This is a genomic window from Nocardioides sp. GCM10027114 (assembly GCF_042659625.1).
Lineage (GTDB): Bacteria > Actinomycetota > Actinomycetes > Propionibacteriales > Nocardioidaceae > Nocardioides.
This window is the reverse complement of sequence record NZ_JBHSSS010000016.1, coordinates 31,653-57,598: the sequence shown is the minus strand read 5'-3', so window position 1 is coordinate 57,598 and position 25,946 is coordinate 31,653. Positions and strand designations below refer to the sequence as shown.

26 protein-coding genes are annotated in these 25,946 nt (G+C 74.3%); 25 read left to right on the top strand and 1 reads right to left on the bottom strand.

Annotated elements, in window-relative coordinates; genetic code table 11:
• Nucleotides 1-9: 9 nt before the first annotated feature.
• The 11 genes from pyrR to ACFP2E_RS08000 all read left to right on the top strand — a co-directional run bounded on the left by pyrR (nucleotide 10) and on the right by ACFP2E_RS08000 (nucleotide 12,597).
• Nucleotides 10-597 (top strand): bifunctional pyr operon transcriptional regulator/uracil phosphoribosyltransferase PyrR, encoded by a 588-nt coding sequence (gene pyrR / locus ACFP2E_RS08050; protein ID WP_378522129.1) that lies wholly within the window; start codon nucleotides 10-12, stop codon nucleotides 595-597.
• Nucleotides 594-1,559, top strand: coding sequence for an aspartate carbamoyltransferase catalytic subunit (locus tag ACFP2E_RS08045; protein WP_378522128.1), 966 nt, complete (start codon nucleotides 594-596; stop codon nucleotides 1,557-1,559). Before pyrR ends, ACFP2E_RS08045 begins: the two co-directional genes overlap by 4 nt.
• Entirely contained in the window at nucleotides 1,556-2,857 is a 1,302-nt protein-coding gene (locus ACFP2E_RS08040) for a dihydroorotase (protein ID WP_378522127.1), read from the top strand. The genes ACFP2E_RS08045 and ACFP2E_RS08040 overlap by 4 nt, the downstream gene beginning before the upstream one ends.
• 7 nt (nucleotides 2,858-2,864) lie before the next feature.
• Nucleotides 2,865-3,926 (top strand): serine hydrolase domain-containing protein, encoded by a 1,062-nt coding sequence (locus ACFP2E_RS08035; RefSeq protein ID WP_378522126.1) that lies wholly within the window; start codon nucleotides 2,865-2,867, stop codon nucleotides 3,924-3,926.
• A gap of 86 nt (nucleotides 3,927-4,012) precedes the next feature.
• Nucleotides 4,013-5,119 (top strand): glutamine-hydrolyzing carbamoyl-phosphate synthase small subunit, encoded by a 1,107-nt coding sequence (gene carA, locus ACFP2E_RS08030; RefSeq protein ID WP_378522138.1) that lies wholly within the window; start codon nucleotides 4,013-4,015, stop codon nucleotides 5,117-5,119.
• Between the two features lies 1 nt (nucleotide 5,120).
• Complete coding sequence (carB, locus tag ACFP2E_RS08025; protein ID WP_378522125.1) at nucleotides 5,121-8,468, top strand: carbamoyl-phosphate synthase large subunit; 3,348 nt, start codon at nucleotides 5,121-5,123, stop codon at nucleotides 8,466-8,468.
• Nucleotides 8,465-9,553: a quinone-dependent dihydroorotate dehydrogenase gene (locus ACFP2E_RS08020; protein ID WP_378522124.1), complete on the top strand. Its 1,089-nt coding sequence runs from the start codon at nucleotides 8,465-8,467 to the stop codon at nucleotides 9,551-9,553. The genes carB and ACFP2E_RS08020 overlap by 4 nt, the downstream gene beginning before the upstream one ends.
• The gene (locus tag ACFP2E_RS08015) at nucleotides 9,550-10,410 is read left to right on the top strand and encodes a hypothetical protein (RefSeq protein ID WP_378522123.1); all 861 of its coding nucleotides are present in this window, start codon (nucleotides 9,550-9,552) and stop codon (nucleotides 10,408-10,410) included. The genes ACFP2E_RS08020 and ACFP2E_RS08015 overlap by 4 nt, the downstream gene beginning before the upstream one ends.
• Nucleotides 10,407-11,285, top strand: coding sequence for a tRNA-dihydrouridine synthase (locus ACFP2E_RS08010; protein WP_378522122.1), 879 nt, complete (start codon nucleotides 10,407-10,409; stop codon nucleotides 11,283-11,285). Before ACFP2E_RS08015 ends, ACFP2E_RS08010 begins: the two co-directional genes overlap by 4 nt.
• Nucleotides 11,282-12,136, top strand: coding sequence for an orotidine-5'-phosphate decarboxylase (gene pyrF / locus ACFP2E_RS08005; protein WP_378522121.1), 855 nt, complete (start codon nucleotides 11,282-11,284; stop codon nucleotides 12,134-12,136). The genes ACFP2E_RS08010 and pyrF overlap by 4 nt, the downstream gene beginning before the upstream one ends.
• An 8-nt stretch (nucleotides 12,137-12,144) precedes the next feature.
• Nucleotides 12,145-12,597: a hypothetical protein gene (locus ACFP2E_RS08000; protein ID WP_378522120.1), complete on the top strand. Its 453-nt coding sequence runs from the start codon at nucleotides 12,145-12,147 to the stop codon at nucleotides 12,595-12,597.
• A 13-nt stretch (nucleotides 12,598-12,610) separates the two neighbouring features.
• Here the strand turns inward: ACFP2E_RS08000 and ACFP2E_RS07995 are convergent, their stop codons facing one another.
• Nucleotides 12,611-12,835 (bottom strand): hypothetical protein, encoded by a 225-nt coding sequence (locus ACFP2E_RS07995; RefSeq protein WP_378522119.1) that lies wholly within the window; start codon nucleotides 12,833-12,835, stop codon nucleotides 12,611-12,613.
• Between the two features lie 154 nt (nucleotides 12,836-12,989).
• On the opposite strand from ACFP2E_RS07995, the gene mihF reads away from it, so the two are divergent.
• The 14 genes from mihF to rpe all read left to right on the top strand — a co-directional run bounded on the left by mihF (nucleotide 12,990) and on the right by rpe (nucleotide 25,896).
• Nucleotides 12,990-13,310 (top strand): integration host factor, actinobacterial type, encoded by a 321-nt coding sequence (mihF, locus tag ACFP2E_RS07990; RefSeq protein ID WP_378522118.1) that lies wholly within the window; start codon nucleotides 12,990-12,992, stop codon nucleotides 13,308-13,310.
• Nucleotides 13,303-13,878 carry a guanylate kinase gene (gmk, locus tag ACFP2E_RS07985; protein ID WP_378522117.1) on the top strand — a complete coding sequence of 192 codons (576 nt, stop codon included), beginning with the start codon at nucleotides 13,303-13,305 and terminating at the stop codon, nucleotides 13,876-13,878. Before mihF ends, gmk begins: the two co-directional genes overlap by 8 nt.
• 58 nt (nucleotides 13,879-13,936) lie before the next feature.
• Nucleotides 13,937-14,269 carry a DNA-directed RNA polymerase subunit omega gene (rpoZ, locus tag ACFP2E_RS07980; RefSeq protein ID WP_378522116.1) on the top strand — a complete coding sequence of 111 codons (333 nt, stop codon included), beginning with the start codon at nucleotides 13,937-13,939 and terminating at the stop codon, nucleotides 14,267-14,269.
• Between the two features lie 13 nt (nucleotides 14,270-14,282).
• Nucleotides 14,283-15,533, top strand: coding sequence for a bifunctional phosphopantothenoylcysteine decarboxylase/phosphopantothenate--cysteine ligase CoaBC (coaBC, locus tag ACFP2E_RS07975; RefSeq protein ID WP_378522115.1), 1,251 nt, complete (start codon nucleotides 14,283-14,285; stop codon nucleotides 15,531-15,533).
• 92 nt (nucleotides 15,534-15,625) lie between these two features.
• Complete coding sequence (gene metK / locus ACFP2E_RS07970) at nucleotides 15,626-16,822, top strand: methionine adenosyltransferase (protein ID WP_378522114.1); 1,197 nt, start codon at nucleotides 15,626-15,628, stop codon at nucleotides 16,820-16,822.
• 157 nt (nucleotides 16,823-16,979) lie between these two features.
• Entirely contained in the window at nucleotides 16,980-19,019 is a 2,040-nt protein-coding gene (locus tag ACFP2E_RS07965; RefSeq protein ID WP_378522113.1) for a primosomal protein N', read from the top strand.
• A gap of 71 nt (nucleotides 19,020-19,090) precedes the next feature.
• Entirely contained in the window at nucleotides 19,091-19,636 is a 546-nt protein-coding gene (gene def / locus ACFP2E_RS07960; protein WP_378522112.1) for a peptide deformylase, read from the top strand.
• 2 nt (nucleotides 19,637-19,638) lie between these two features.
• Nucleotides 19,639-20,565, top strand: coding sequence for a methionyl-tRNA formyltransferase (fmt, locus tag ACFP2E_RS07955; RefSeq protein WP_378522111.1), 927 nt, complete (start codon nucleotides 19,639-19,641; stop codon nucleotides 20,563-20,565).
• A 4-nt stretch (nucleotides 20,566-20,569) separates the two neighbouring features.
• A complete protein-coding gene (locus ACFP2E_RS07950) occupies nucleotides 20,570-21,028 on the top strand; it encodes a hypothetical protein (RefSeq protein ID WP_378522110.1) in 459 nt (152 codons plus the stop codon).
• Nucleotides 21,021-22,436, top strand: coding sequence for an RsmB/NOP family class I SAM-dependent RNA methyltransferase (locus ACFP2E_RS07945; protein WP_378522109.1), 1,416 nt, complete (start codon nucleotides 21,021-21,023; stop codon nucleotides 22,434-22,436). The genes ACFP2E_RS07950 and ACFP2E_RS07945 overlap by 8 nt, the downstream gene beginning before the upstream one ends.
• A gap of 156 nt (nucleotides 22,437-22,592) precedes the next feature.
• Entirely contained in the window at nucleotides 22,593-23,888 is a 1,296-nt protein-coding gene (locus ACFP2E_RS07940) for a hypothetical protein (RefSeq protein ID WP_378522108.1), read from the top strand.
• Between the two features lie 45 nt (nucleotides 23,889-23,933).
• Nucleotides 23,934-24,236 carry a DUF1801 domain-containing protein gene (locus tag ACFP2E_RS07935; RefSeq protein WP_378522107.1) on the top strand — a complete coding sequence of 101 codons (303 nt, stop codon included), beginning with the start codon at nucleotides 23,934-23,936 and terminating at the stop codon, nucleotides 24,234-24,236.
• A 1-nt stretch (nucleotide 24,237) separates the two neighbouring features.
• Nucleotides 24,238-25,206, top strand: a complete 969-nt coding sequence (gene ligD / locus ACFP2E_RS07930; RefSeq protein ID WP_378522106.1) for a non-homologous end-joining DNA ligase — start codon at nucleotides 24,238-24,240, stop codon at nucleotides 25,204-25,206.
• A 21-nt stretch (nucleotides 25,207-25,227) separates the two neighbouring features.
• Nucleotides 25,228-25,896, top strand: coding sequence for a ribulose-phosphate 3-epimerase (gene rpe, locus ACFP2E_RS07925; protein ID WP_378522105.1), 669 nt, complete (start codon nucleotides 25,228-25,230; stop codon nucleotides 25,894-25,896).
• Nucleotides 25,897-25,946 lie beyond the last annotated feature (50 nt).

Below are 25,946 nucleotides of genomic sequence, written 5' to 3'. Positions count from 1 at the left end.
GGCAGACCTTTGTGTGCCCAGACTGCCCCCCGAGAGGACGGCACCCGGGGCGAGACCCCCGCGGGCCGCACCGTCCTCGACGCCCGTGACATCGGCCGGGCCCTCACCCGCATCTCCCACGAGATCCTCGAGCGCAACAAGGGCGCCCGCGACGTGGTGCTGCTCGGGATCCCGAGCCGCGGCGTCCCGCTGGCCCAGCGCATCGCGGCGAAGATCTCCGCCGTCGAGGGCGAGCCCGTGCCCGTCGGCTCCCTCGACATCACCATGTACCGCGACGACCTGCGGCTGAAGCCGGCGCGGACGCTGCTGCCGACCGAGATCCCGCCCGGCGGGGTCGACGGCAAGGTGGTCGTCCTCGTCGACGACGTGCTGTTCTCCGGCCGCACGATCCGCGCCGCGCTCGACGCGCTCAACGACGTCGGCCGGCCTCAGGCCGTGCAGCTCGCCGTCCTCGTCGACCGCGGCCACCGCGAGCTCCCGATCCGCGCGGACTTCGTCGGCAAGAACCTCCCCACCTCGCTCGTCGAGCGGGTGCGGGTGACCCTCGACGACGTCGACGGCCTCGACGCGGTCACCATCGAGGGCGGTGCCGCGTGAAGCGCCACCTCCTCTCGGGCGCGGACCTGAGCCGCGACGACGCCGAGCTGGTCCTCACCACCGCCGAGGAGCTCCGCTCCCTGGCCGACCGGCCGATCAAGAAGCTGCCCGCGCTGCGCGGCCGCACGGTGGTCAACCTCTTCTTCGAGGACTCGACCCGCACCCGGATCTCCTTCGAGGCCGCCGCCAAGCGGCTCTCCGCGGACGTCATCAACTTCGCCGCCAAGGGGTCCTCGCTGTCCAAGGGCGAGAGCCTCAAGGACACCGCGCTCACCCTCGAGGCGATGGGTGCCGACGCGGTCGTCGTCCGCCACTCCGCCAGTGGCGCCCCGCACCGGCTGGCACACTCCGGCTGGGTCCGGTCCTCGGTGATCAACGCCGGTGACGGCACGCACGAGCACCCCACCCAGGCGCTCCTCGACGCGTTCACGATGTGGCGCCACCTGGGCCAGTCCCGCCCGGGCGGGCTCGAGGGCCGCCGGGTCGCGATCGTCGGCGACGTGCTGCACAGCCGGGTCGCGCGCTCCAACGCGCTGCTGCTGCGCACCCTCGGCGCCGAGGTCACCCTTGTCGCCCCGCCGACGTTGCTGCCGGTCGGTGTCGAGGGCTGGCAGGTCGAGACGTCGTACGACCTCGACGCGGTGCTGCCCAAGGCGGACGCCGTGATGATGCTGCGGGTGCAGCGGGAGCGGATGCACGACTCGTTCTTCCCGACCCCGCGCGAGTACAGCCGCCGCTACGGCCTGGACGGGCGCCGGATGGCGCTCCTCCAGGACCACACGATCGTCATGCACCCCGGGCCGATGGTCCGCGGCATGGAGATCACCGCCGACGTCGCCGACTCCGACCGGTCGGTGATCGTCGAGCAGGTCACCAACGGCGTCGCCGTCCGGATGGCCGTCCTCTACCTGCTGCTGGGCGGCTCCGAGCCCGCCGGAACGACCGTCGAGGGAGACGCGTGAGCACCACCTACCTGATCCAGAACGCCGCCGTCCTCGGCGGGGAGCCCACCGACCTGCTGCTCGCCGACGGGGTGATCGCCCGCATCGGCGCCTCCGCCCGCGAGGACGCCCGGGCGGCCGGCGCCGAGGTCCTCGACGCCACCGGCTGGGTCGCCCTGCCCGGCCTCGTCGACCTCCACACCCACCTGCGCGAGCCGGGCCGCGAGGACGCCGAGACCGTCGAGTCCGGCACCCGCGCCGCCGCGCTGGGCGGCTTCACCGCCGTCCACGCGATGGCCAACACCGACCCGGTCGCCGACACCGCCGGCGTGGTGGAGCAGGTCTGGCGGCTGGGCCGCGAGGCCGGCCACTGCGACGTCTACCCGGTCGGCGCCGTCACCGTCGGGCTCGCCGGCGAGCGGCTCGCCGAGCTCGGCGCGATGGCCGACTCGGCCGCCCGGGTGCGGGTCTTCTCCGACGACGGCAAGTGCGTCAGCGACCCGCTGCTGATGCGGCGCGCGCTCGAGTACGTCAAGGCCTTCGACGGCGTCATCGCCCAGCACGCCCAGGAGCCGCGGCTCACCGAGGGCGCCCAGATGAACGAGGGCGAGCTCTCCGGCCGGCTGGGCCTCGCGGGCTGGCCGGCGGTCGCCGAGGAGGCGATCATCGCCCGCGACTGCCTGCTCACCGCGCACGTCGGGTCCCGGCTCCACGTCTGCCACGTCTCGACCGCCGGCTCGGTCGAGATCGTGCGGCAGGCCAAGGAGAAGGGCTGGAACGTCACCGCCGAGGTCTGCCCCCACCACCTGCTGCTGACCGACGAGCTCGCCGCGACCTACGACCCGATCTACAAGGTGAACCCGCCGCTGCGCTCGGCCGCCGACGTGGAGGCGCTGCGCGCCGGACTCGCTGACGGCACCATCGACATCGTCGCCACCGACCACGCGCCCCACCCCCATGAGGACAAGGACTGCGAGTGGGCGGCCGCGGCGTTCGGCATGCTCGGACTCGAGACCGCGCTGTCGATCGTCCAGCACACGATGGTCGACCCGGGCCTGCTCGACTGGGCCGGCGTCGCCGAGCGGATGTCCGCCGCCCCGGCCCGGATCGGCCGCGTCGCCGACCACGGCCAGGGGGTCGTCGAGGGCGCACCCGCGAACCTCGTGCTGCACGACCCGACCGCCCGGCGGGTGATCGACCCGACCGAGTCCGCCTCGCTCTCGCGCAACACCCCCTACCGCGGCATGGAGCTGCCGGGCCGGGTGATGGCGACGTTCCTGCGGGGCCGGCCCACGGTGCTCGACGGCAAGCTCGGCTGACCCGGTCGTGGAAGCCCCTGTCGCGCCCGGCCTCGACGGCCTGGACCGTGCCGTCGACGAGGTCGCCGCGACGACCGGCTTCGCCGGTGTGGTGCGCGTCGACCTTCCGGGGGAGCCGGTGCTCGAGCGGGCCTACGGCCTCGCCGACCGGCCCCACGGCGTCCCCCACGCCGTCGACACGATGATCGGGGTGGCCAGCGGCGCCAAGGTCTTCACGGCACTCACCGTGCTCCGGCTCGTGGAGGAGGGGGATCTCGCCCTCGACACGCCGGCCCGCGAGCTCCTCGGCGCCGACCTGCCGCTCGTCGACGACGCGGTGACGGTCGAGCACCTGCTGTCGCACCGCTCCGGCATCGGCGACTACCTCGACGAGGACGAGCTCGACGACGCCACGGCGTACCTCATGCCGGTGCCCGTCCACCGGCTCGACAGTGCCGAGTCCTACCTCGCCGTCCTCGACGGCCTTCCGCAGAAGTTCCCGCCCGGCACCGGCTTCTCCTACTGCAACGGGGGCTACTGCGTGCTCGCGCTGCTGGCCGAGCGGGCGGCCGGCGAGCCCTTCCACGACCTGGTGCGCCGGCACGTGATCGGGCGCGCCGGGCTGCGTCGCACCGCGTACCTGCGCTCCGACGAGCTGCCGGGCGACGCGGCGACGGGCTACCTCGGCGAGGGGCCGCGCACCAACGTCCTCCACCTGCCGGTGGTCGGCGGGGGCGACGGCGGCATCTTCACCACCGCCGCCGACGTACGCCGACTCTGGGTCGCCATCGACGACGGTCTTGTCGTCTCCGGGCCCGTGCGGGAGGCGATGTACCGCTCGCGCAGCGTGCTCGGCGCCCAGGGAGGCGACCAGGGCGACGAGAAGGTCGGCGACGACGGCTACGGCCTCGGCGTGTGGCGCTCGGGCGCCGCCGTGGCCCTCGAGGGGGCCGACGCGGGAGCGTCGTTCCGCTCCGTCCACGTGCCGGGCCGGGCCACCTGGTCCGTCCTGTCCAACACGACCGAAGGGGCGTGGCCGGTCGCGTCTCGCCTCGCCGGTCTGATCACCGGAGGGGGCCCGTCCCGCTGATAGGGTCGGGTCCGCTCGACATCCTTTAACGATCCGTCCCGTGAGGCGGAGAAGGAGGTAAGCGCGTGTCTGTGCACGCCCCTGCGATGCTCGTCCTCGAGGACGGCCGCACCTTCCACGGCGAGGCCTACGGCGCCGAGGGCGAGACCTTCGGCGAGGCCGTCTTCAACACCGGGATGACCGGCTACCAGGAGACGCTCACCGACCCGTCGTACCACCGCCAGGTCGTCGTCATGACGGCCCCGCACATCGGCAACACCGGCGTCAACGACGAGGACCCCGAGTCCCGTCGCATCTGGGTCGCCGGCTACGTCGTGCGCGACCCCGCCCGACGGGTGTCGAGCTGGCGCGCGACCCGCAGCCTCGACGAGGAGCTGCGCGAGCAGGGCGTCGTCGGGATCTCCGGCATCGACACCCGCGCGCTGACCCGCCACCTGCGCGAGCGCGGGGCGATGCGGGTCGGGATCTCCACGACCGAGACCGACCCGGGAGCGCTGCTCGCCCGCGTCCGCGGCTCGGCCGAGATGGCCGGCTCGGAGCTCGCCAGCGCGGTCTCCACCCACGAGGCCTACGTCGTCCCGGCGGTCGGGGAGAAGCGGTTCACCGTGGCCGCGGTCGACCTCGGCATCAAGGGCATGACGCCCGCGCGGATGGCCGAGCGGGGCATCGAGGTCCACGTGCTGCCCGCGACCAGCACGCTCGACGACGTGCTCGCCGTGCAGCCCGACGGGCTCTTCTTCTCCAACGGCCCCGGCGACCCGGCGGCCACCACCCACCAGGTCGAGCTGCTGCAGGACGCGCTCGGCCGGGGGCTGCCCTACTTCGGGATCTGCTTCGGCAATCAGCTGTTCGGCCGCGCCCTCGGCTTCGGCACCTACAAGCTGAAGTACGGCCACCGCGGCATCAACCAGCCGGTCATGGACCGCACCACCGGCAAGGTCGAGGTCACCGCCCACAACCACGGGTTCGCCGTGGACGCAGCGCTCGAGGGCAGCACCACCACGCCGTACGGCGAGGCGAGCGTGAGCCACGTGTGCCTCAACGACGACGTGGTCGAGGGCCTGGAGCTGCGCGACGACGGGGGCCGGCTGAAGGCCTTCTCCGTGCAGTACCACCCCGAGGCGGCCGCGGGGCCGCATGACGCGGCGTACCTCTTCGACCGGTTCTGCCAGCTGATGGACGGGAAGGCCTGACATGCCCAAGCGCGACGACATCAAGTCCGTCCTGGTGATCGGCTCCGGGCCGATCATCATCGGCCAGGCCTGCGAGTTCGACTACTCCGGCACCCAGGCGTGCCGGGTGCTCAAGGCCGAGGGCCTGCGCGTGATCCTGGTCAACTCCAACCCGGCCACGATCATGACCGACCCCGAGTTCGCCGACGCGACCTACGTCGAGCCGATCACGCCCGAGTTCGTGGAGCGGATCATCGACAAGGAGCGCCCCGACGCGCTGCTGCCGACGCTGGGCGGCCAGACCGCGCTCAACGCCGCGATCGCGCTGCACGAGCGCGGAGTCCTGGAGAAGTACGGCGTCGAGATGATCGGCGCGAGCTTCGAGGCGATCCACCGCGGCGAGAACCGCGAGCTGTTCAACGGCATCGTGGAGAAGGTCGGCGGCGAGGTCGCCCGCAGCTTCATCTGCCACTCCCTCGAGGACTGCGAGAAGGCCGTCAGCGAGCTCGGCTACCCGGTGGTCGTGCGCCCGTCGTTCACGATGGGCGGCACCGGCTCGGGCATCGCCTACGACGAGGGCGACCTGGCCCGGATCGCCGGCGCCGGCCTGGCCGCCAGCCCCACCACCGAGGTGCTGATCGAGGAGTCGATCATCGGGTGGAAGGAGTACGAGCTGGAGGTGATGCGCGACAAGGCCGACAACGTCGTCATCGTCTGCTCGATCGAGAACTTCGACCCGATGGGCGTCCACACCGGCGACTCGATCACCGTCGCGCCGGCGATGACGCTCACCGACCGTGAGTACCAGCGGCTGCGCGACCTGGCGATCGACATCATCCGCGAGGTCGGCGTCGACACGGGCGGCTGCAACATCCAGTACGCCGTCAACCCGGCCGACGGGCGGATCATCGTCATCGAGATGAACCCCCGCGTCTCGCGGTCCTCGGCGCTGGCGTCGAAGGCCACCGGCTTCCCGATCGCCAAGATCGCGGCCAAGGTGGCGATCGGCTACACCCTCGACGAGATCCCCAACGACATCACCACCCGTGACGACGGGCAGAGCACGCCGGCCGCCTTCGAACCGACCCTCGACTACGTCGTGGTGAAGGTGCCGCGGTTCGCGTTCGAGAAGTTCCCGGGCGCCGACCCGCGGCTGACCACCCACATGAAGTCGGTCGGCGAGGCCATGGCGATCGGGCGCAACTTCACCGAGGCGCTGCAGAAGGCGCTGCGCTCGCTGGAGAGCAAGGACGCCGTCTTCGACTGGCACCAGGAGTGGGTCGAGCTCGACAAGACCGCCCTGCTGGAGGAGATCCGGCTGCCCCACGACGGCCGGCTGCGCAAGGTGATGGACGCCCTGCGCTCGGGCGCCACCGCCGAGGAGGTCTTCGAGGCGACCCGGATCGACCCGTGGTTCGTCGACCAGCTGCTGCTGATCAACGAGGTCGCCGCCGAGGTGACCGCCGCCCCCGAGCTGACCCCGGCACTGCTGCGCAAGGCCAAGCGGCACGGCTTCTCCGACGCCCAGATCGGCAAGATCCGCGGGATGACCGCCGACGTGGTCCGCGGCGTGCGGCACGCCCTCGGCATCCGGCCGGTCTACAAGACGGTCGACACCTGCGCCGCCGAGTTCGCGGCAGCCACGCCGTACCACTACTCGTCCTACGACGAGGAGTCCGAGGTCGCGCCGCGCGAGCGGCCCGCGGTGATCATCCTCGGCTCGGGCCCCAACCGGATCGGCCAGGGCATCGAGTTCGACTACTCCTGCGTGCACGCCTGCCTCGCCCTGTCGGAGGCCGGCTACGACACGATCATGGTCAACTGCAACCCGGAGACCGTGTCGACCGACTACGACACCTCCGACCGGCTGTACTTCGAGCCGCTGACGCTCGAGGACGTGCTCGAGATCGTCCACGCCGAGCAGGCCGCCGGTCCGATCGCCGGCGTGATCTGCCAGCTCGGTGGGCAGACCCCGCTCGGGCTCGCGCAGGGCCTGGCCGACGCCGGCGTCCCCATCGTCGGCACCGCCCCCGAGGCGATCCATCTCGCCGAGGAGCGCGGCGCCTTCGGCCGGGTGCTCCACGAGGCCGGGCTGCCGGCCCCCAAGCACGGCATGGCCGCCTCGTACGGGCAGGCGCAGGAGATCGCCGCCGAGATCGGGTACCCCGTCCTGGTGCGGCCCTCCTACGTCCTCGGCGGCCGCGGCATGGAGATCGTCTACGACGACGAGGCGCTGCGCGGCTACATCGAGCGGGCCACCGAGATCAGCCCCGAGCACCCGGTGCTGGTCGACCGGTTCATCGACGACGCCGTCGAGATCGACGTCGACGCGCTCTACGACGGCACCGAGCTCTACCTCGGCGGCGTGATGGAGCACATCGAGGAGGCCGGCATCCACTCCGGCGACTCCTCGTGCGCGCTGCCGCCGATCACCCTGGGCGCGGCCGAGATCGACCGGATCCGGCGCGCCACCGAGGCGATCGCGCGCGGCGTCGGCGTCCGCGGCCTGATCAACATCCAGTTCGCGCTCGGTTCCGACGTGCTCTACGTGCTCGAGGCCAACCCGCGTGCCTCGCGCACGGTGCCCTTCGTCTCCAAGGCGACCGCCGTACCGCTGGCCAAGGCGGCCGCCCGGGTGATGCTCGGGGAGAGCATCGCCGACCTGCGCGCTCTCGGGGTGCTGCCCGCCGTCGGTGACGGGGGAGACCTGCCCGGGGACGCGCCGATCGCGGTCAAGGAGGCCGTGATGCCCTTCAACCGGTTCCGCACGCCGGACGGCCGCCAGGTCGACACCGTGCTGGGACCGGAGATGAAGTCGACGGGCGAGGTGATGGGCTTCGACGCCGACTTCGGCACCGCCTTCGCCAAGGCGCAGGCCGCGGCGTTCGGTCCGCTGCCCACCTCGGGCAAGGTCTTCGTCTCCATGGCCAACCGCGACAAGCGGCACATGATCTTCCCGATCAAGGTGCTCGCCGACCACGGCTTCGAGATCCTGGCCACGCAGGGCACCGCGGAGGTGCTGCGCCGCAACGGCGTACGCGCCGAGGTCGTCCGCAAGCACTACGAGGGCGAGGGCCCGCGGGGGGAGAAGACCACCGTCGGGCTGATCCTCGACGGCGACATCCAGCTGGTGATCAACACGCCCAACGGCTCGAGCAAGAGCGCCAGCGCCCGCGTCGACGGCTACGAGATCCGCACCGCCGCGGTGATGGCCAACATCCCCTGCATCACCACCGTGCAGGGGCTCGGCGCCGCGGTGCAGGGCATCGAGGCGATGCGCGCCGGCGACATCGGCGTGCGCTCGCTGCAGGAGTGGGCGGCCCGCACCACCACCGGCAACAACGGTGCCGGGGGAGGGGTCGCCGGGTGACGGGCTACCGGCTGCTGTTCGACCGGGTGCTGACCCGGACCGACCCCGAGCGCGCGCACCACGCGGCGTTCCGGGCGATCCGGGCGGCCCGGCCGGCGCTCACCGTCGTCGACCGAATGGATCGACGCACGACTGGCCCCGTCGAGGCCCTGGGCCTGACGTTCCCGCACCCGCTCGGCCTCGCGGCGGGCTTCGACAAGAACGCAGTCGGCATCGACGCGCTCGCCGCGCTCGGCTTCGGGCACGTCGAGGTCGGCACCGTCACAGGGGAGCCGCAGCCCGGCAACCCCCGGCCACGGCTGTTCCGGCTGCCCGAGGACCGGGCGATCGTCAACCGGATGGGCTTCAACAACGACGGCGCGGAGGCGGTCGCCCGACGGCTCGCCGCCCGGCAGGGGCGGCTCCGCCGGCGTGAGCACGGCGCCGGCCCGATCCTCGGGGTCAACATCGGCAAGACCAAGGTGGTGCCCGAGGAGGAGGCGGCCCGCGACTACGAGAAGAGCGCCCGGCTCCTGGCGCCGTACGCCGACTACCTCGTCGTCAACGTCAGCTCGCCCAACACCCCGGGCCTGCGCGACCTCCAGGCGGTCGAGAAGCTCGGGCCGCTGCTGGCGACCGTGCGCCGCGCCGCCGACGACGCGACGGGGCACAGCGGCGCGGACCGTCGGGTGCCGCTGCTGGTGAAGATCGCGCCCGACCTGTCCGAGGACGACGTGCTCGCCGTGGCCGACCTCTCGCTCGCCGAGGGGCTCGACGGCATCATCGCGACCAACACCACGATCCGCCGGGACCACCTCCGGACCGACCCCGCCCGGGTCGAGGCGATCGGAGCCGGCGGCGTCTCCGGCGTGCCGGTGGCGGAGCGCTCGCTCGAGGTGCTGCGGCTCCTCCACGGCCGGGTCGGCGACGCGCTGACCCTCGTCGCCGTCGGCGGGATCTCGACCGTCGAGGACGCCCGTGCCCGGCTCGACGCCGGCGCGACACTGCTGCAGGCCTACACGGCCTTCGTGTACGAGGGGCCGGCCTGGCCGCGGCGCATCGTGCGCGGCCTGGCGTCGAGCCCGAGGGCCTCAGGGGTGGCATGAGCCCGGGAGCAGTCACGGGGGCCGGGGGGCCCCGGGGTCCGGTCCACGTCACGGGCGAGCTGCTGGGCAGCCGTCGGCTCGGCGCGTTCCGGCTGCTCACGCTGGCCGCGCCGGGGGTGCCGGAGCGGTTCCGGCCGGGCACCTTCGTGGCCGTGTCGACGGGGCCCGAGCGGCTCGCCCGCCGGGCGCTGTGGATCCACCGGGTCAAGCCCACCGGCGGCTACGGCGCCACCCTCGAGCTCGTGGTCGAGCCCCGCGGCGCCGGGACCCGCTGGCTCGCCGAGCTGCCGGTCGGCGCGCGTCTCGAGGTGACCGGCCCGCTCGGCAGGCCGTTCGCGCTGCCCCGCGAGCGGGTGGGCTGCCTGCTCGTCGGCGAGGGGTATGCCGCCGCGCCGCTGTTCCCGCTCGCGGAGCGGCTGCGCGAGCGCGACTGTGCCGTGACGCTGGTGGTGGCCGGGGAGGACGAGGCACACCTGCTCTCGGCGCTCGAGGCGCGGCGCAGCGCCCGCGCGGTGACGGTGGTGACTGCCGACGGCTCGGTCGGCCGCCGCGGTCGCGTCGAGGACGTCCTGGAGACCGCCCTCGCCGAGTCCGGCGCCGAGGTCGTCTACGCGGCGGGACCCGCCCCGATGCTGCACGCCGTGGCCGCCGCCGCCGAGGCCGCGGGCGCGTGGAGCCAGGTGGCCCTCGAGCCAGACGTGGTCTGCGGCACCGGGTTGTGCCAGGGCTGCGCGGTGCCCGTCGTCGGCGAGGACGGCGTGGGGCGCGTGGTCCGCGGCTGCGTCGACGGGCCCGTGTTCCGCGGCGACCGGGTGCGCTGGTCCGACGTGCCGGCGGCGGCAGGAGCCGTCCGATGACCGCGACCGACGGGACCACGGCGGCCACCGACCTGCCCGACCTGCCCGACCTGGCGGGCCTGCCGCTGCGCAGCCCGGTCCTCGTGGCCGCGGGCTGCGGCGGGACGGGCCGCGAGCTCGAGTCGTTCGGTGCCCTCGACGTGGTCGGCGCCTTCGTCACCCGCTCGATCACCGTCGCGGCCCGCCCCGGCGGCCCGGTGCCGCGCGTCGCGGAGTCACCGTCGGGGCTGGTCCACGCGACCGGCCTGCAGAACCCCGGCCTCGACCACTTCCTCGCCACCGAGCTGCCGTGGCTGGTGCAGCGCGGGGTCCCCGTCGTCGTCTCGGTGGTGGGCCGCTCGCTCGGGGAGTACGCCGAGCTGGCCCGGCGGCTGGGCCGCGCCCCCGGGGTCGCCGGGGTCGAGGTGAACCTCGCCGAGCCGGACCCGGTGGGCCAGGGCCTCTTCGACGTGCGCGAGCCGTTCCACGCCGCGAGCGTGGTCGCCGCCGTTCACCGTGAGCTGCCGCGCGGCACCGCCGTCCTGGCGAAGCTGCGCTGCGACGCGGGGCGCGTGGTCGAGGCGGCGCGGACGGTCCTCGACGCCGGAGCCGGCGCCGTCGTGGTCGGCGGGTCGCTCCCGGCCGCGCTGCCGGACGGCCGGCCCGGCGGCCTGAGCGGACCCGCCATCGGCCCGCTCGCGCTGCGCTGCGTGGCCGACGTCCGCGCCGCGCTGCCCGACGCCGCCGTGGTCGGCTGCGGCGGGATCCGCGACGCCGACGGCGCCCGGGCGTTCCTCGCCGCCGGCGCCACCGCCGTCCAGGTCGGCTCGGCGCTGCTGCACGACCCCACCACCGCCACGCGACTCGTGGCAGAGCTGAAGGAGAGCACCCCATGACCCAGCCCCGGCCGACCGGGCCGTTCGGCGCCCGACTCCACGCCGCGATGGCCGAGCGCGGCCGGCTCTGCGCCGGTCTCGACCCCCACGCCTCGCTGCTGCGCGCCTGGGGCCTGGCCGACGACGTGGCCGGCCTGGAGCGGTTCGCCCTGGCCGCAGCCGAGGCGCTGGCGCCGGTGGTGCCGGTGGTCAAGCCGCAGTCGGCGTTCTACGAGCGGTTCGGCAGCCGTGGGATGGCGGTGCTGGAGCGGGTGGTCGAGACCTGCCGCGAGGCCGGCGCGCTGGTGCTGCTCGACGTGAAGCGCGGCGACATCGGCTCGACCTCGCAGGCCTACGCCGACGCCTACCTCGACCCGGTCTCGCCGCTCGCCGTCGACGCCATCACGGCGAGCCCGTTCCTAGGCGTCGGCTCGCTCCGGCCGATGGTCGACACCGCCCGCAAGCACGGCGCCGGGCTGTTCGTGCTCGCGCTCACCTCCAACCCCGAGGGGCCGGAGGTGCAGGGCGCCGTCGGCGCGGACGGACGGACCGTGGCCGGACGGGTGCTCGACGAGCTCCGCGACCTCAACCGGGACGAGGTGCGGTCGGGGCCGCTCGGGTCCTTCGGTGCGGTCGTGGGCGCCACCCTCGACGGCACCGACGAGGACCTGGACATCCACGGCCCGCTCCTGGTGCCCGGCTACGGCGCGCAAGGCGGCACCGTCGACGACATCCGGCGGATCTTCGGCCCGGTGTCCGGCTCTGTGCTGGCCAGCTCCTCCCGCGGCCTGCTCGAGGCGGGACCCGACGCGGCTGCCCTGCGCGACGCCGCCGGGCGGGCCACGGACGACCTCGCGGGGCTGGCGCGGTGAGGCAGCGGGTGAGCCCGCGTCCGGGGCTGGCCGCGGCGGTCCTGGTCGGCCTGGTCGGCCTGCTCGCCACGGCCGGCTGCGCCACCGAGCAGGAGCGCTACTGCGAGGCCGTGAGCGAGCGGCAGGCCGAGCTCAGCGAGGTCGTCGCCGAGGGCGGACCGACCGCGCTGCTCGACGCGCTCGAGATCTACCGCGAGCTCGAGGAGGAGGCCCCGCGCGACATCCGCGACGAGTGGCAGCAGGTCGTGGGCAGCCTCGAGTCGCTCGAGCAGGCGCTCGACGACGCCGGCGTCGACCCCGCGTCGTACGACCCCGAGGCGCCGCCCGACGACCTCACCGACGAGGAGCGCGCCGCCATCGAGTCGGCCGCCGACCGGGTCGGGTCCCTCGAGACGCGGGAGGCGCTCGCGGGCCTGGAGCAGCAGGCGCGCGACGTCTGCAAGACGCCGCTGACCCTCTGACCGGGGCGACCCCTCAGGACGGCTGCAGCCGGGCGAACAGCGCGGCCGTGGCCTCGAGCTCGTGGCGGCGCATGGGCGCCGCCAGCGCGCGCGGGGCGAAGAGGTGCTCGACGAGGGCGAACCGGTCACCGGTGTCGGTGTCGTCGATCATGAAGCGGTCCGTGACCTGGCCGGCCGCCGGCTCGACGCGGCCGTCGGAGGGCCTCACCACGCGGGGTGCGGTGCGGGAGTCTCCCATGACGAGACGGTAGGACCGCCTGGGCGCCGGCGGAAGCCTCGTTCGCGGTACGTCCGCGCCGTGCCCGGGTGGCCGGCCCAATTGCCGCGGGCTCCGGCTTCTGACTAGATTGGCGACCTCGCCCGCCCCCTGTCGATCGAAGGACCGCTGACCCGTGGCACTGCCCCCTCTGACGCCCGAGCAACGACAGGCCGCCCTCGACAAGGCCGCGGCGTCCCGGAGGGAGCGGGCCGAGGTCAAGAGCCGGCTGAAGCACTCCGGTGCGTCTCTCGTCGACGTGCTCCGCGAGGGGGAGAAGAACGAGGTCATCGGCAAGATGCGGGTCCTCGACCTGCTCCAGGCGATGCCCGGGCTCGGCAAGGTGCGGGCCCGCCAGGTCATGGAACGGCTCGGCATCGCCGAGAGCCGGCGGGTGCGGGGGCTCGGCGCCAAGCAGGTCGCCGCCCTCGAGCGCGAGTTCGCTGCTCGTGACTGAGGCGGTCAGGTCCCGGCTGGTCGTGCTCGCCGGCCCGACGGCCGTGGGCAAGGGCACCGTGGCGGCCGCGATCCGCGCCGACCACCCGGAGGTGTGGATCTCGGTCTCGGCCACCACCCGGAAGCCGCGTCCGGGCGAGGTCGACGGCGTGCACTACTGGTTCGTCTCCGACGCGGAGTTCGACGCCATGGTGGAGCGGGGCGAGCTGCTCGAGTGGGCGGTCGTCCACAAGGCGGCCCGCTACGGCACGCCGCGCCGGCCCGTCGAGGAGGCGCTCGCCGCGGGACGCCCCGCGATGCTCGAGATCGACCTCCAGGGGGCCCGCCAGGTCCGGCAGACCATGCCGGAGGCGCTCTTCGTGTTCCTGAAGCCGCCGTCGTGGGAGGAGCTGGTGCGCCGGCTCATCGGCCGGGGCACCGAGACCGAGGAGGAGCGGACCCGGCGCCTGGAGACCGCGCGGCTCGAGCTGGCCGCCGAGCCCGAGTTCGACGTCACCATCGTCAACCACGAAGTTCACGCCGCTGCCGACGAGTTGGTAACCTTGATGACGCTCCACCGGAGCGCCTGATCTGCCTGCCCGTCGGGCGGGCGTCCAGCCGACCAACCAACTCATGTGAGGCTCCCGCGTGTCTGCCCCCAACATCGCCGCCGAGGGCGTGACCAACCCCTCGATCGACGACCTGCTCACCAAGACCGACAGCAAGTACAAGCTGGTGCTCTACAGCGCCAAGCGGGCGCGCCAGATCAACGCCTACTACTCGCAGCTCGGTGAGGGGCTGCTCGAGTACGTCGGCCCCCTCGTGGACACCCACGTGCAGGAGAAGCCGCTCTCGATCGCGCTGCGCGAGATCAACGACGACCTGCTGACCTGCGAGGACATCGACCCCGCCGAGCTCGCCGCCGAGCAGGAGGCTGCCCGCGCCGCCGCCCTCGACACGGACTTCGGCACCACCGAGTGACCCACCCGGTCCGGTGACCACCCACGCGCACGACGAGGCCGCGACCCCCACGGGGGCGCGGCCCCGTGTCGTCCTCGGGGTCGGCGGCGGCATCGCCGCCTACAAGGCCTGCGAGCTGCTCCGCCGGTTCACCGAGTCCGGCCACGACGTCACCGTCGTCCCCACGGCCGCCGCGCTGCAGTTCGTCGGTGCCGCCACCTGGTCGGCGCTGTCGGGCAAGCCCGTGGCGGCCGACGTGTGGACCGACGTCCACGAGGTGCCCCACGTGCGGATCGGCCAGGAGGCCGACCTCGTGGTGGTCGCGCCGGCGACCGCGGACCTGCTCGCGAAGGCCGCCCACGGCCTGGCCGACGACCTGCTCACCAACACCCTGCTGACCGCGCGCTGCCCCGTGGTGCTGGCGCCGGCCATGCACACCGAGATGTGGGAGCACCCCGCCACCCGCGCCAACGTCGCGACGCTGCGCTCGCGCGGCACCCTCGTCGTGGAGCCCGCCGAGGGCCGCCTGACGGGCAAGGACACCGGCAAGGGCCGGCTGCCGGAGCCCGCCGAGATCTACGAGCTCGCCGTGGAGGTCCTCGCCCGCGGCGGCGAGGCGGACCTCTCGGGCCGTCGCGTGGTGGTCTCCGCCGGTGGCACCCGCGAGTACCTCGACCCGGTCCGGTTCCTCGGCAACCGCTCCTCGGGCCTGCAGGGCTACGCCCTGGCCCGCGCGGCCGCCGCACGCGGCGCGGAGGTCACCCTCGTCAGCGCCAATGTCTCGCTGCCCGACCCCGCCGGGGTCAAGGTGGTCCACGTCGAGACCACCGCCGAGCTGCGCGACGCCGTCGTCGGGGCTGCGCCCACCGCGGACGCCGTGGTGATGGCTGCCGCCCCGGCCGACTTCCGGCCGGCCTCGGTCAGCGGCAACAAGATCAAGAAGGCCGCCGACGGCTCGGCGCCCGCCATCGAGCTCACCCAGAACCCCGACATCCTCCACGAGATCTCCCACGGGCGGACGAACCCCGACGTGGTGGTCGTGGGCTTCGCCGCCGAGACCGGGGACGAGAGCGGCTCGGTCCTCGACCTGGCCCGGGCGAAGCTGGCGCGCAAGGGCTGCGACCTGCTCGTCGTCAACGACGTGAGCGGCGGCGCCGTGTTCGGCAGCCCGGACAACGAGGCCGTCGTACTCGGCGCCGACGGCTCCGCGACCGAGGTGCCGCGCGGCACCAAGGCCGCGCTTGCGCACGCCGTCTGGGACCTCGTCGCCCAGCGGCTGCCCTGACCACAGAGAGACGGGGCCACTGAGACGCCCGTCCCGCATCTCGGGACGACGGTTATGGTTGCCCCAACGACCCCCTACGGGAGAGGACCACAGTGCCCGGACGCCTGTTCACCTCGGAGTCGGTGACCGAGGGTCACCCGGACAAGATCGCTGACCAGATCAGCGACACCGTCCTCGACTACCTCCTCGAGCACGACCCCGCCAGCCGTGTGGCCGTCGAGACGCTGCTCACCACCGGCCTCGTGGTCGTGGCCGGCGAGGTCGCCACGACGGCGTACGCGCCCGTGGCCGAGCTGGTGCGACGCAAGATCCTCGAGATCGGCTACGACCACTCCGAGAAGGGGTTCGACGGCTCGACGTGCGGGGTCACCGTCGCCATCGGCGGCCAGTCGCTCGACATCGCTGCCGGTGTCGACGACGGCCACGAGTCGCGCGTCGGCTCGTCCGTCGACGAGCTCGACCGCCAGGGCGCGGGCGACCAGGGCCTGATGTTCGGCTACGCCTGCGACGACACCCCCGAGCTGATGCCGCTGCCGATCACCATCGCGCAGCGGCTCGCCGAGCGGCTGTCGACGGTCCGCAAGGACGGCACGCTGTCCTACCTGCGGCCCGACGGCAAGACCCAGGTCACCATCGAGTACGACGCCGACAACCGGCCCGTGCGCATCGACACGGTCGTGCTCTCCACCCAGCACGCCGACGACGTCGACCTGGTCTCGACCCTCGAGCCGGACATCAAGAAGCACGTCATCGACCCGGTGCTGGCCCACTTCGACATCCCGTCCGAGGGCTACCGGCTGCTGGTCAACCCGACCGGCCGCTTCGTCGTCGGCGGCCCGATGGGCGACGCGGGCCTGACCGGCCGCAAGATCATCATCGACACCTACGGCGGCATGGCCCGCCACGGCGGCGGCGCCTTCTCCGGCAAGGACCCGTCCAAGGTGGACCGCTCCGCGGCGTACGCCATGCGCTGGGTGGCCAAGCACGTCGTGGCCTCCGGCCTCGCCAAGCGCTGCGAGGCCCAGGTCGCCTACGCCATCGGCAAGGCCGCGCCGGTCGGCGTCTTCATCGAGACCTTCGGCACCGGCGTCGTCCCGGACGAGAAGATCCAGGAGGCCGTGCTCGAGGTCTTCGACCTGCGCCCGGCCGCGATCATCCGTGACCTCAACCTGCTGCGCCCGATCTACGCCAAGACCGCGGCGTACGGCCACTTCGGCCGCGAGCTCCCCGAGTTCACCTGGGAGCGCACCGACCGGGTCGACGAGCTCCGGGCGGCCGCGGGCCTCTGACCCCGCGCTTCGCGCCCCCACGCAGCGATCCCCGGATATCCGGGGATCGCTGCGCTTCTGGGGCATCGGAGTGCCCGAGAAGCGCGGCGAGTGCCGGGGGAGTGTGACTGATGAGGCGACATCCACACTGTCGCCGGGCGCTGGTAGACATGCGCGCATGACCGGCCACGCCCCCGAGGACGAGCTGCTCCCGGGGATGCGGGAGCAGGTGAAGGCCTCGCGCGCCAAGGCCGCAGCCACCCGGCGCCGCAAGGCCGCCGAGGTGGAGCCCGCCGCCACCGCCCCGGTCGCGCAGGTGCTCGTCGACGTGCCGCTGGCCCACCTCGACCGCCCCTTCGACTACCTCGTCCCCGCGGGCATGGCCGACGACGCCGTGCCGGGCGCGCGGGTCAAGGTCCGCTTCGCCGGCCAGGACGTCGACGGGTACGTCGTGGCGCGCGTCGACGCGAGCGAGCACGGCGGCCGGCTGTCACCGCTACGACGTGTCGTGAGCCCCGAGGCGGTGCTCAGCCCCGCCGTCGCCGAGCTCTCCGCCGTCGTCGCGGAGCGGTACGCCGGCACCCGTTCCGACGTCCTCCGGCTCGCCGTCCCGCCCCGCCACGCCACCACCGAGAAGCAGCCGTCCCCGGCGCCGGCCCGGCCGGCCACCCCCGACCTCGCGGCGGGACGGGCCGCGTGGGCCGGCCACGAGCCCGGCCCCGCCTTCGTCCAGCACCTCGCCGACGGCGGCACGCCCCGCGCCGTCTGGGCCGCGGCCCCGGCGACCGACTGGCCGCTGCTGCTCGCCCATGCGGCGGCGGCGACCCTGGCCTCCGGCCGCGGCGCGCTGCTGTGCGTCCCCGACCGGCGCGACCTCGAGCGGCTCGACGCCGCCCTCACCGCGGTCCTGGGGGAGGGCCACCACGTCGCGCTCACCGCCGACGCCGGGCCCGCGGCCCGCTACCGCGACTTCCTCGCCGTCAGCCGCGGCGCGCGCCGCGTCGTCGCCGGCACCCGCGCCGCCGCCTTCGCGCCCGTCCGCGACCTGGGCCTGGTGGCGGTGTGGGACGACGGCGACGACCTCCACGCCGAGCCGCGCGCCCCCTACCCCCACACCCGGGAGTTGCTGCTGCTGCGCGCCGAGCGGGAGGGCGCCGCCGCGCTCGTCGGCGGCTTCGCCCGCTCCGTCGAGGCGAGCTACCTGCTGCGCTCCGGCTGGGCCCGCGAGATCTCCCCGCCCCGGGCGCTGGTGCGCGAGCGTGCCACCGTCGCCGTCACGGGCGGCAACGAGCACGAGCTCGACCGCGACCCCCACGCCAGGGCCGCGCGGGTTCCCGCGGAGGTCACCCGCACCATCCGGAGCGCGCTCGAGCACGGTCCGGTGCTGGTGCAGACCCCCCGCACCGGCTACGCCGTCAGCCTGGCCTGCGAGCGCTGCCGCACCCCCGCCCGCTGCCGGGCCTGCACCGGCCCGCTGGCGCTGCCCGGCCCCACCCGCCCACCGGCCTGCCGCTGGTGCGGCGAGGTCCACGAGGGGTGGGCGTGCTCCGAGTGCGGCCACCGCGGACTGCGCGCCCCGGTGCTGGGCGACGTCCGCACGTCCGAGGAGCTCGGCCGGGCGTTCGCGCCGACCCGGATCGTCACCTCCAGCGGCGACCGGGTCCGGGCCGCCGTGGGTCCGGAGCGGGTCATCGTCGTGGCCACGCCCGGTGCCGAGCCGGTCGCGGACGGGGGCTACGCCGCGGTGGTGCTGCTCGACACGTGGCTCACCCTGTCGCGCGTCGACCTGCGGGCCGGTGAGGAGGCGCTGCGCCGATTCCTCGCCGCGGCGGCGCTGGTGCGGCCCGGCGGCCGGGTCGTCGCCGTGGGCGACCCCGCCCACCCGGTGCTGCAGGCCCTGGTCCGCTGGGACCCCGCCGGCTTCGCCGAGCGCGAGACCGCCGACCGCCTCGCCGCCCACCTTCCGCCGGCTTCCCGCCTGGCCACCGTCACCGGGAAGCCCGGTCCGGTCGACGACGCCCTCACGCTCCTCGACGCCCCCGCCTCCGCCGAGGTGCTCGGCCCGGTGCCGGTCGGGGAGGAGGAGTGCCGCGTGGTGGTGCGGGTGCCCCGGGCCCAGGGCGCTGCCCTGTCGGCGGCGCTCGGCGAGCTGCAACGGGTCCGCGCGAGCCGCAAGCTCGACCCGGTCCGGATCCAGGTCGACCCGCCCACCCTGTGACCCGTCCGGCGCCACCTAGACTTGACCGCTGCCCGCAGCCCAGCAGTTCGACCAGCAGCCCGAGGAGCCCCGTGGCCGTCCGCCCCATCCGCCTGTTCGGTGACCCCGTGCTGCGCCGCCCCGCGATCGAGGTCGTCGACTTCGACAAGGAGCTGCGCACCCTCGTCACCGACCTCACCGACACCATGCTCGACGCGCCCGGCGCGGGCCTCGCGGCGCCGCAGATCGGCGTCGGCCTGCGCGCCTTCACCTGGAACGTCGACGGCGAGGTCGGCCATCTGATCAACCCCGTGCTGGAGCTCTCGGAGGAGAAGCAGGACGGCCCCGAGGGCTGCCTGTCGATCCCGGAGCTCACCTTCGACTGCCTGCGCGCCCTGTCCGTGGTCGCCCGCGGCTTCAACATGTACGGCGACCCGGTCACGATCGAGGGCAGCGAGCTGCTCGCCCGCGCCATCCAGCACGAGAACGACCACCTCGACGGGGTGCTCTTCGTCGACCGCCTCGACACCGAGGCCCGCAAGGCGGCGATGCGGGCGATCCGCGAGTCGGAGTGGTTCGGCGCCGAGCAGCCGACGGTCAAGGTGAGCCCCCACCGCACCAACGGCCTGGGGTTCTGAGCATGCGCGTGGTCTTCGCCGGCACCCCCGAGGTCGCCGTCCCGTCGCTCGACGCCGTGGCGGCGTCCTCCCACGAGCTGGTCGGCGTCGTCACCCGGCCCGACGCACCCGCCGGCCGCGGCCGGCGGCTGGTCGCCAGCCCCGTCGCGCAGCGCGCCGAGGAGCTCGGCGTCCCGGTCCTCAAGCCCGAGCACCCGCGCGACCCCGAGTTCCAGGAGGCGCTGAAGGCGCTGCGCCCGGACTGCTGCCCCGTCGTCGCCTACGGCGCGCTGGTGCCGCAGGCCACCCTCGACATCCCCGTCCACGGCTGGGTCAACCTCCACTTCTCGGTGCTCCCCGCGTGGCGCGGGGCGGCGCCGGTGCAGCACGCCCTCTGGGCCGGCGACGAGGTCAGCGGTGCCACGACCTTCCGGCTGGTGCGCGAGCTCGACGCCGGCCCGACGTATGGCGTGATGACGGAGACGATCCGGCCGCGCGACACCGCCGGCGACCTGCTGGGCCGGCTCGCGGAGGGCGGCGCCGGACTGCTCGTGGCCACCCTCGACGGCATCGCCGACGGCTCCCTCGAGGCGCGGGAGCAGCCCGCCGAGGGTCTCTCGTTCGCGCCCAAGATCTCGGTCGAGGACGCCCGCGTCGACTGGACCGAGCCCGCGGTCGCCGTGGACCGTCGGGTGCGCGCCTGCACCCCGGTGCCCGGGGCGTGGACCACCCACGACGGCCAGCGGCTCAAGCTCGGCCCTGTGGTCCCGGTCGAGCACACCCTTCCCCCCGGGCAGCTGGAGGTGCGCAAGAACGAGGTCCTCGTCGGCACGGGGAGCTACGCGGTCCGGCTGACGGACGTCAAGGCCTTCGGCAAGCGCGAGATGCCGGCGGCCGACTGGGCGCGCGGCGTCCGGGTTGAGTCCGGGGACCGCCTCGGTGACGCTTGAGGCCATGACCGGAGGTGCCACGACCGCGGCGGACGGGGACCGGCCCGCCACCCCCGACGACGTCGACGAGATCTGCCGGAGCCTGCCGGAGACCGAGCTGGGGACATCCTGGGGCGACGTGCCGACCTGGAAGGTGCCGGCCGGCGAGAAGGGCCGCGGGTTCCTGCTCTACCGGCATCCGCACCCCACCGCCGTCGACCCCGCCACCGGCGAGATGTACGACGACCTCCTCGTGATCGTGACCCCGACCGCGGCCGAGAAGCAGGCTCTCGTGGCGGACGAGACCTCGCCGTTCTTCACCATCGACCACTTCCGCGGCAACAACGCCGTCCTCGTGCAGCAGTCGCGGCTCGGCGAGCTCGCCCGGGGCGACCTGGCGGCGATCATCACCGACGCGTGGGCAGCCCGCGCACCCCGGCGCCTGGTACGCCAGCACCTCGGCGAGGGCGATCGTGATGGCTGAGCGCCGAGGTCCCCGTCGGCCGGGCCCCCGGAGCACCCGCCGCCGACCGGCCGCGGACCCGGCCCGCGCCGCGGCGTACGACGTGCTCACCGCGGTGCGCGTCGACGATGCCTACACCAACCTGGTCCTGCCGGCCGTGCTGCGCCGCCACGGGCTCACCGGCCGCGACGCCGCGTTCGCGACCGAGCTGGCGTCGGGGACGCTGCGCCGCCTCGGGACGTACGACGCCGTGCTGGCCGCCTGCGTCGACCGGCCGCTGGCGAAGGTGCAGTCGAAGGTGCTCGACGCGCTGCGGCTCGGCACCCACCAGCTGCTGTCGATGCGGGTCCCGCCGCACGCCGCGATCAGCTCGACCGTCGACCTGGTGCGCGACCGCGTCGGTCAGGGGCCGGCGGGCTTCACCAACGCGGTGCTGCGCCGGGTGACCGACAGCGACCTGTCCGGTTGGGTGCGTCGCGTCGCCCCGGACCCGGCCGCCGACCCGCACGGGTTCGCCGCGGTCGCCCACGCCCACCCGGGCTGGGTCGTCGACGCGCTCGCGGAGGCCGTGGGCGAGGACGAGCTCGACGCGCTGCTCGCCGCCGACAACGACCCGCCGCGGGTGGTCCTCGTCGCCCGCCCCGGACGGGCGACGCGCGACGAGCTCCCGGGAACGCCGACCCCGCTCTCGCCGTACGGCGTGGTGCTCGACGGCGGTGACCCGGGCGGCGTCGCGGCCGTGGCCGAGGGCCGCGCCGGGGTGCAGGACGAGGGCTCGCAGCTGGTGGCGCTGGCGCTGGCCCGTGCGGGCGTCGACCCGGACCCGGCAAGGGACCCGGAGCGCGCGACCGAGCGCTGGCTCGACGCCTGCGCCGGTCCGGGTGGCAAGGCCGCCCTGCTCGCGGCGCTCGCGTACGAGCAGGGGGCCCTGCTGCTGGCCTCGGAGCGGCAGGAGCACCGCGCCGGGCTCGTCCGCCGAGCCGTCGCCGGTGCCGAGGGTTTGGTGGGTGTCGTGACCGCCGACGGCACCCGCCCCGCGTGGCGGGAGGGCTCGTTCGACCGGGTCCTGGTCGACGCGCCCTGTTCGGGGCTGGGTGCGCTGCGCCGGCGGCCCGAGTCCCGCTGGCGGCGCCGGCCGGAGGACGTGACGGAGCTGGTCCCGCTGCAGCGGCGCCTGCTCGGCGCCGCCCTCGACAGTGTGCGGCCCGGCGGCGTGGTGCTCTACGCGACCTGCTCGCCCGTTGTCGCGGAGACCGCCGGCGTGGTGCGCGACGTGCTCGCTGCCCGGGAGGACGTGGTCCTCGAGGACGCCGGGCCGTTGCTGCCCGAGGTGGCGGACGCCGCCGGGCCGCTGCCCGGCACCCTCCAGCTGTGGCCGCACCGGCACCGGACCGACGCGATGTTCCTGGCGCTGCTGCGCCGGCGTTGACCGGTCGCCGCCGGTGGTCCAGCGGATGACTAGGCGCACCGGACCGGCCCATCCCGCATCTGGGTGAAACGTGTGGCCATTGTTGGTGGTCGGTGGTCCAATGGCGCTACGGCGTCGCCACGGGGGGACGGGGCCGGTGGACGTCGGGAGGGCCCTATGCGACGGGCGACGGTCGTGACCGCGATGACCGCGGCACTCTCGCTGCCACTGGCGCCCGCGCTCGCCGACACCACCGTGGTGGTGCCCGGCCTGGCGTTCCCCGACTCGGGGACCTACCTCACCTGGTTCGGCTGCACCGACCTCTACCACGCGGACACCCGCTCGCCACAGATCCGCATCGCCCGTGACCAGGGCGGCGCCCCTGCCGGCACCCGGAGCTTCGGGGTGCGCATGCCCGGTGACGGCACCGCCTCTGGTCCGGTGTTCCGCGTCGACTCGGTGGCCGACACCACCGTGGCCGGCTTCACCGCGCGCTCCGACGGGGGAGGGGCCGGCGTCGCCTACGTCTGGTTCGTGACCCCCGACCTGCTGCCCGGCGAGGTCTGGTCCGGGCGCGCCGACCTGTCGGTCGGCCCCCAGTGGACCGAGGTCGACGCCGCCGGAGCCGACTACACCTGGACCCGCTACCAGGCCGTCACCGGCGAGGTCCTCGAGGACGGCGGCAGTGCCGGGATCGACACGTTCACCGCCGAGCACGGCGACGGGCCGGGCTATCTGCTGGCCGGCCTCGGCTGCGACGGAGAGGAGTTCGCCCTCGACGCGCTGGAGTTCGGCAGCCCCGGCGAGGTGACGACGTACGACCTCGAGGGGATGTCGGTCGCGACGACCATCACTGCCTCCGCGACCCGCGTCGAGCGTGGGGGAGAAGTGACGCTAAAGGGGTCCACCGTCGACGCCGACGGGGAGCCCGTGGGCGCGACGCTGGTGCTCGAGAGCAGGCCGGAGGGCGCCGCGGGGTTCAGTCCGGTGCCGGGTGGTGCGGTGCACGCGGGACCCGACGGGGACGTGACCGCGACCGTCTCGCCCAAGGTGACCACGGCCTACCGCTGGGCCCGGCCGGCCACCGGGTACGCCGACGGCGGCCACTCCGGCGAGGTCACGGTGAGGGTCGCCGAGGGCGCGACCCCGTCACCCACGTCGCCGTCCACCCCGACGAACGAGCCGAGCCAGACCAGCGAGCCGACCCCGTCGAACCCGGCCGGCCCGTCGAACCAGCCGAGCCCGACGCCTCCACCGCCGCCGACTCCGTCCGACACCCCGGGCCCGACCGGGTCGCCCTCGCCCAGCCCGTCCCAGAGCGAGTCGACCTCGCCTTCGCCCTCCTCGACTCCTGCGCCGACCCCGTCCGAGGGGACAACGACCGACCTGACGCCCGGACCCGAGGAGCCCCAGACGCCCGCGCTCCCGGAGCCGCCCCTCCCCGAGGCGTCCGCGACGTCCCCGGCCGGGTGAGCGCCGGCGCCGCGGCCGGTGACTGCCGTGCCGTAGGTTGAACGCATGCCGGACAGCCGGGACGCCGCCCACCGTAACCCCGACGTGGACGCCTGGTTCGCGTCCTGCTCCAACCCGCAGAAGGACCTCGTCCAGGCCGTGCGCGACGTCGTGCTCGGGGCCGACGACCTGGTGACCGAGACGATCAAGTGGCAGGCGCCGACGTTCAGGTACGACGGCAACATCGCGTCCCTCTACCCGAAGGCGACCAAGCACGTGTCGCTGATGTTCCACACCGGCGCGGCCCTGCCGGACCACGCGCTGCAGGGTCTCCGGGCCTGGATCGCCTCGCGGGACTCCGGGTCCTGACGTGGGGTCCTCCACCACCCCGGCCGTGGAGGTCGAGGTCGACGGTCGCGTCGTCCGCGTGAGCAACCCCGACCGGGTCTACTTCCCGGAGACCGGCGCCACCAAGCTCGACCTCGTCGAGTACTACCTGGCGGTCGGCGACGGCATCGTCAACGCCCTGCTCGACCGCCCGTGCATGCTGCACCGCTTCCCCAAGGGGCTGGCCGGCGACAAGGTGCACCAGAAGCGGCTGCCCGCCGGCGCTCCCGACTGGGTGGAGACGGTCCGCCTCCACTTCCCCCGGTGGAACCGGACCGCCGACGAGCTCTGCGTCACGGAGCTGGCCAGCGTGATCTGGGCGGTGCAGATGTCCACGGTCGAGTTCCACCCCTGGAACAGTCGCCGGGAGGACACCGAGAGCCCCGACGAGTGGCGGATCGACCTCGACCCCGGCCCGCTCTGCGACTTCGCCACCGTGCAGCGGGTGACCGGGGTCGTCCACGAGGTGCTCGACGGGCTCGGAGCGACCGGCTTCCCCAAGACAAGCGGCGGGAAGGGCCTGCACGTCTACGTCCGGATCCCTCCCGACCACGGCTTCCAGGACGTCCGCCGTGCCGCCCTCGCCTTCGCGCGGGAGGTCGAGCGCCGGGCGCCCGACGACGTCACCACCGCCTGGTGGCGCAAGGACCGCGACCCGCACCACCTCTTCGTCGACTACAACCAGAACGCGCGCGACCACACGATCGCCGCGGCGTACTCCGTGCGCGGAGTGGCCGACGCCCGGGTCTCCACCCCGGTGCGCTGGGACGAGGTCGACGACGTCGACCCGCGCGACTTCACGATCGCCACGGTCCCCGAGCGCTACGCCCGGCTCGGCGACCTGCATGCCGCCATCGACGACCATCCGTTCGACATCGCCCCGCTGCTGGAGTGGGCGGACCGTGACGAGCGCGAGGGCCGGGAGACCCCGGCCGACCCGGACGAGATCTGACCGCCCCTAGGATCAACGACCGTGGGCATCCAGATCACTCCGAGCATCCTCAACGCCGACTTCGCCGCGCTGGGCGCGGAGGTGGGCCGCATCCCCGGGGCCGACTGGGTCCACGTGGACGTCATGGACAACCACTTCGTCCCCAACCTGACGTTCGGGCCCACCATGGTCGAGGCGCTGGCGCGCAGCACCGACACCCCGCTCGACGCCCACCTCATGATCGAGGACCCCGACCGCCACGCCGTGACGTACGTCGAGGCCGGCTGTGGCTCGGTCACCTTCCACGTGGAGGCGGCAGCCGCCCCGGTGCGGCTGGCACGCGAGATCCGCTCCCACGGTGCCCGGGCCTCGATGGCGCTGAAGCCGGCCACGCCGGTGGAGCCCTACGAGGACCTGTTGCCCGAGCTCGACATGCTGCTGATCATGACCGTGGAGCCGGGGTTCGGCGGCCAGAAGTTCCTCGACCTGTGCCTGCCGAAGATCCGGCGGGCGCGCGCCATGCTCGACCGCCACGGCATCGAGACCTGGCTGCAGGTCGACGGTGGCGTCTCGCTGGAGACCATCGAGCGCTGCGCCGAGGCAGGCGCGGACGTGTTCGTCGCCGGCTCCGCCGTCTACTCCGCCGAGGACCCCGACGCGATGGTGGCCTCGCTGCGCAAGGCCGCCGAGCAGGCCGCTCCCGGGCGGTAACGGCCCGACGACCGGACCGACGACCGGACCGGGACGGCGGGCGCAGCCTG

Bases quoted from the DNA above. Each gene is read 5' to 3' on its own strand.
- carA (WP_378522138.1), top strand. From the start codon at position 4,013: ATGCTCGTCCTCGAGGACGGCCGCACCTTCCACGGCGAGGCCTACGGC.
- carB (WP_378522125.1), top strand. From the start codon at position 5,121: ATGCCCAAGCGCGACGACATCAAGTCCGTCCTGGTGATCGGCTCCGGG.
- ACFP2E_RS08015 (WP_378522123.1), top strand. From the start codon at position 9,550: ATGAGCCCGGGAGCAGTCACGGGGGCCGGGGGGCCCCGGGGTCCGGTC.
- ACFP2E_RS08010 (WP_378522122.1), top strand. From the start codon at position 10,407: ATGACCGCGACCGACGGGACCACGGCGGCCACCGACCTGCCCGACCTG.
- pyrF (WP_378522121.1), top strand. From the start codon at position 11,282: ATGACCCAGCCCCGGCCGACCGGGCCGTTCGGCGCCCGACTCCACGCC.
- ACFP2E_RS07995 (WP_378522119.1), bottom strand. From the start codon at position 12,835: ATGGGAGACTCCCGCACCGCACCCCGCGTGGTGAGGCCCTCCGACGGC.
- ACFP2E_RS07965 (WP_378522113.1), top strand. From the start codon at position 16,980: ATGACCGGCCACGCCCCCGAGGACGAGCTGCTCCCGGGGATGCGGGAG.
- fmt (WP_378522111.1), top strand. From the start codon at position 19,639: ATGCGCGTGGTCTTCGCCGGCACCCCCGAGGTCGCCGTCCCGTCGCTC.
- ACFP2E_RS07950 (WP_378522110.1), top strand. From the start codon at position 20,570: ATGACCGGAGGTGCCACGACCGCGGCGGACGGGGACCGGCCCGCCACC.
- ACFP2E_RS07945 (WP_378522109.1), top strand. From the start codon at position 21,021: ATGGCTGAGCGCCGAGGTCCCCGTCGGCCGGGCCCCCGGAGCACCCGC.
- ACFP2E_RS07940 (WP_378522108.1), top strand. From the start codon at position 22,593: ATGCGACGGGCGACGGTCGTGACCGCGATGACCGCGGCACTCTCGCTG.
- ACFP2E_RS07935 (WP_378522107.1), top strand. From the start codon at position 23,934: ATGCCGGACAGCCGGGACGCCGCCCACCGTAACCCCGACGTGGACGCC.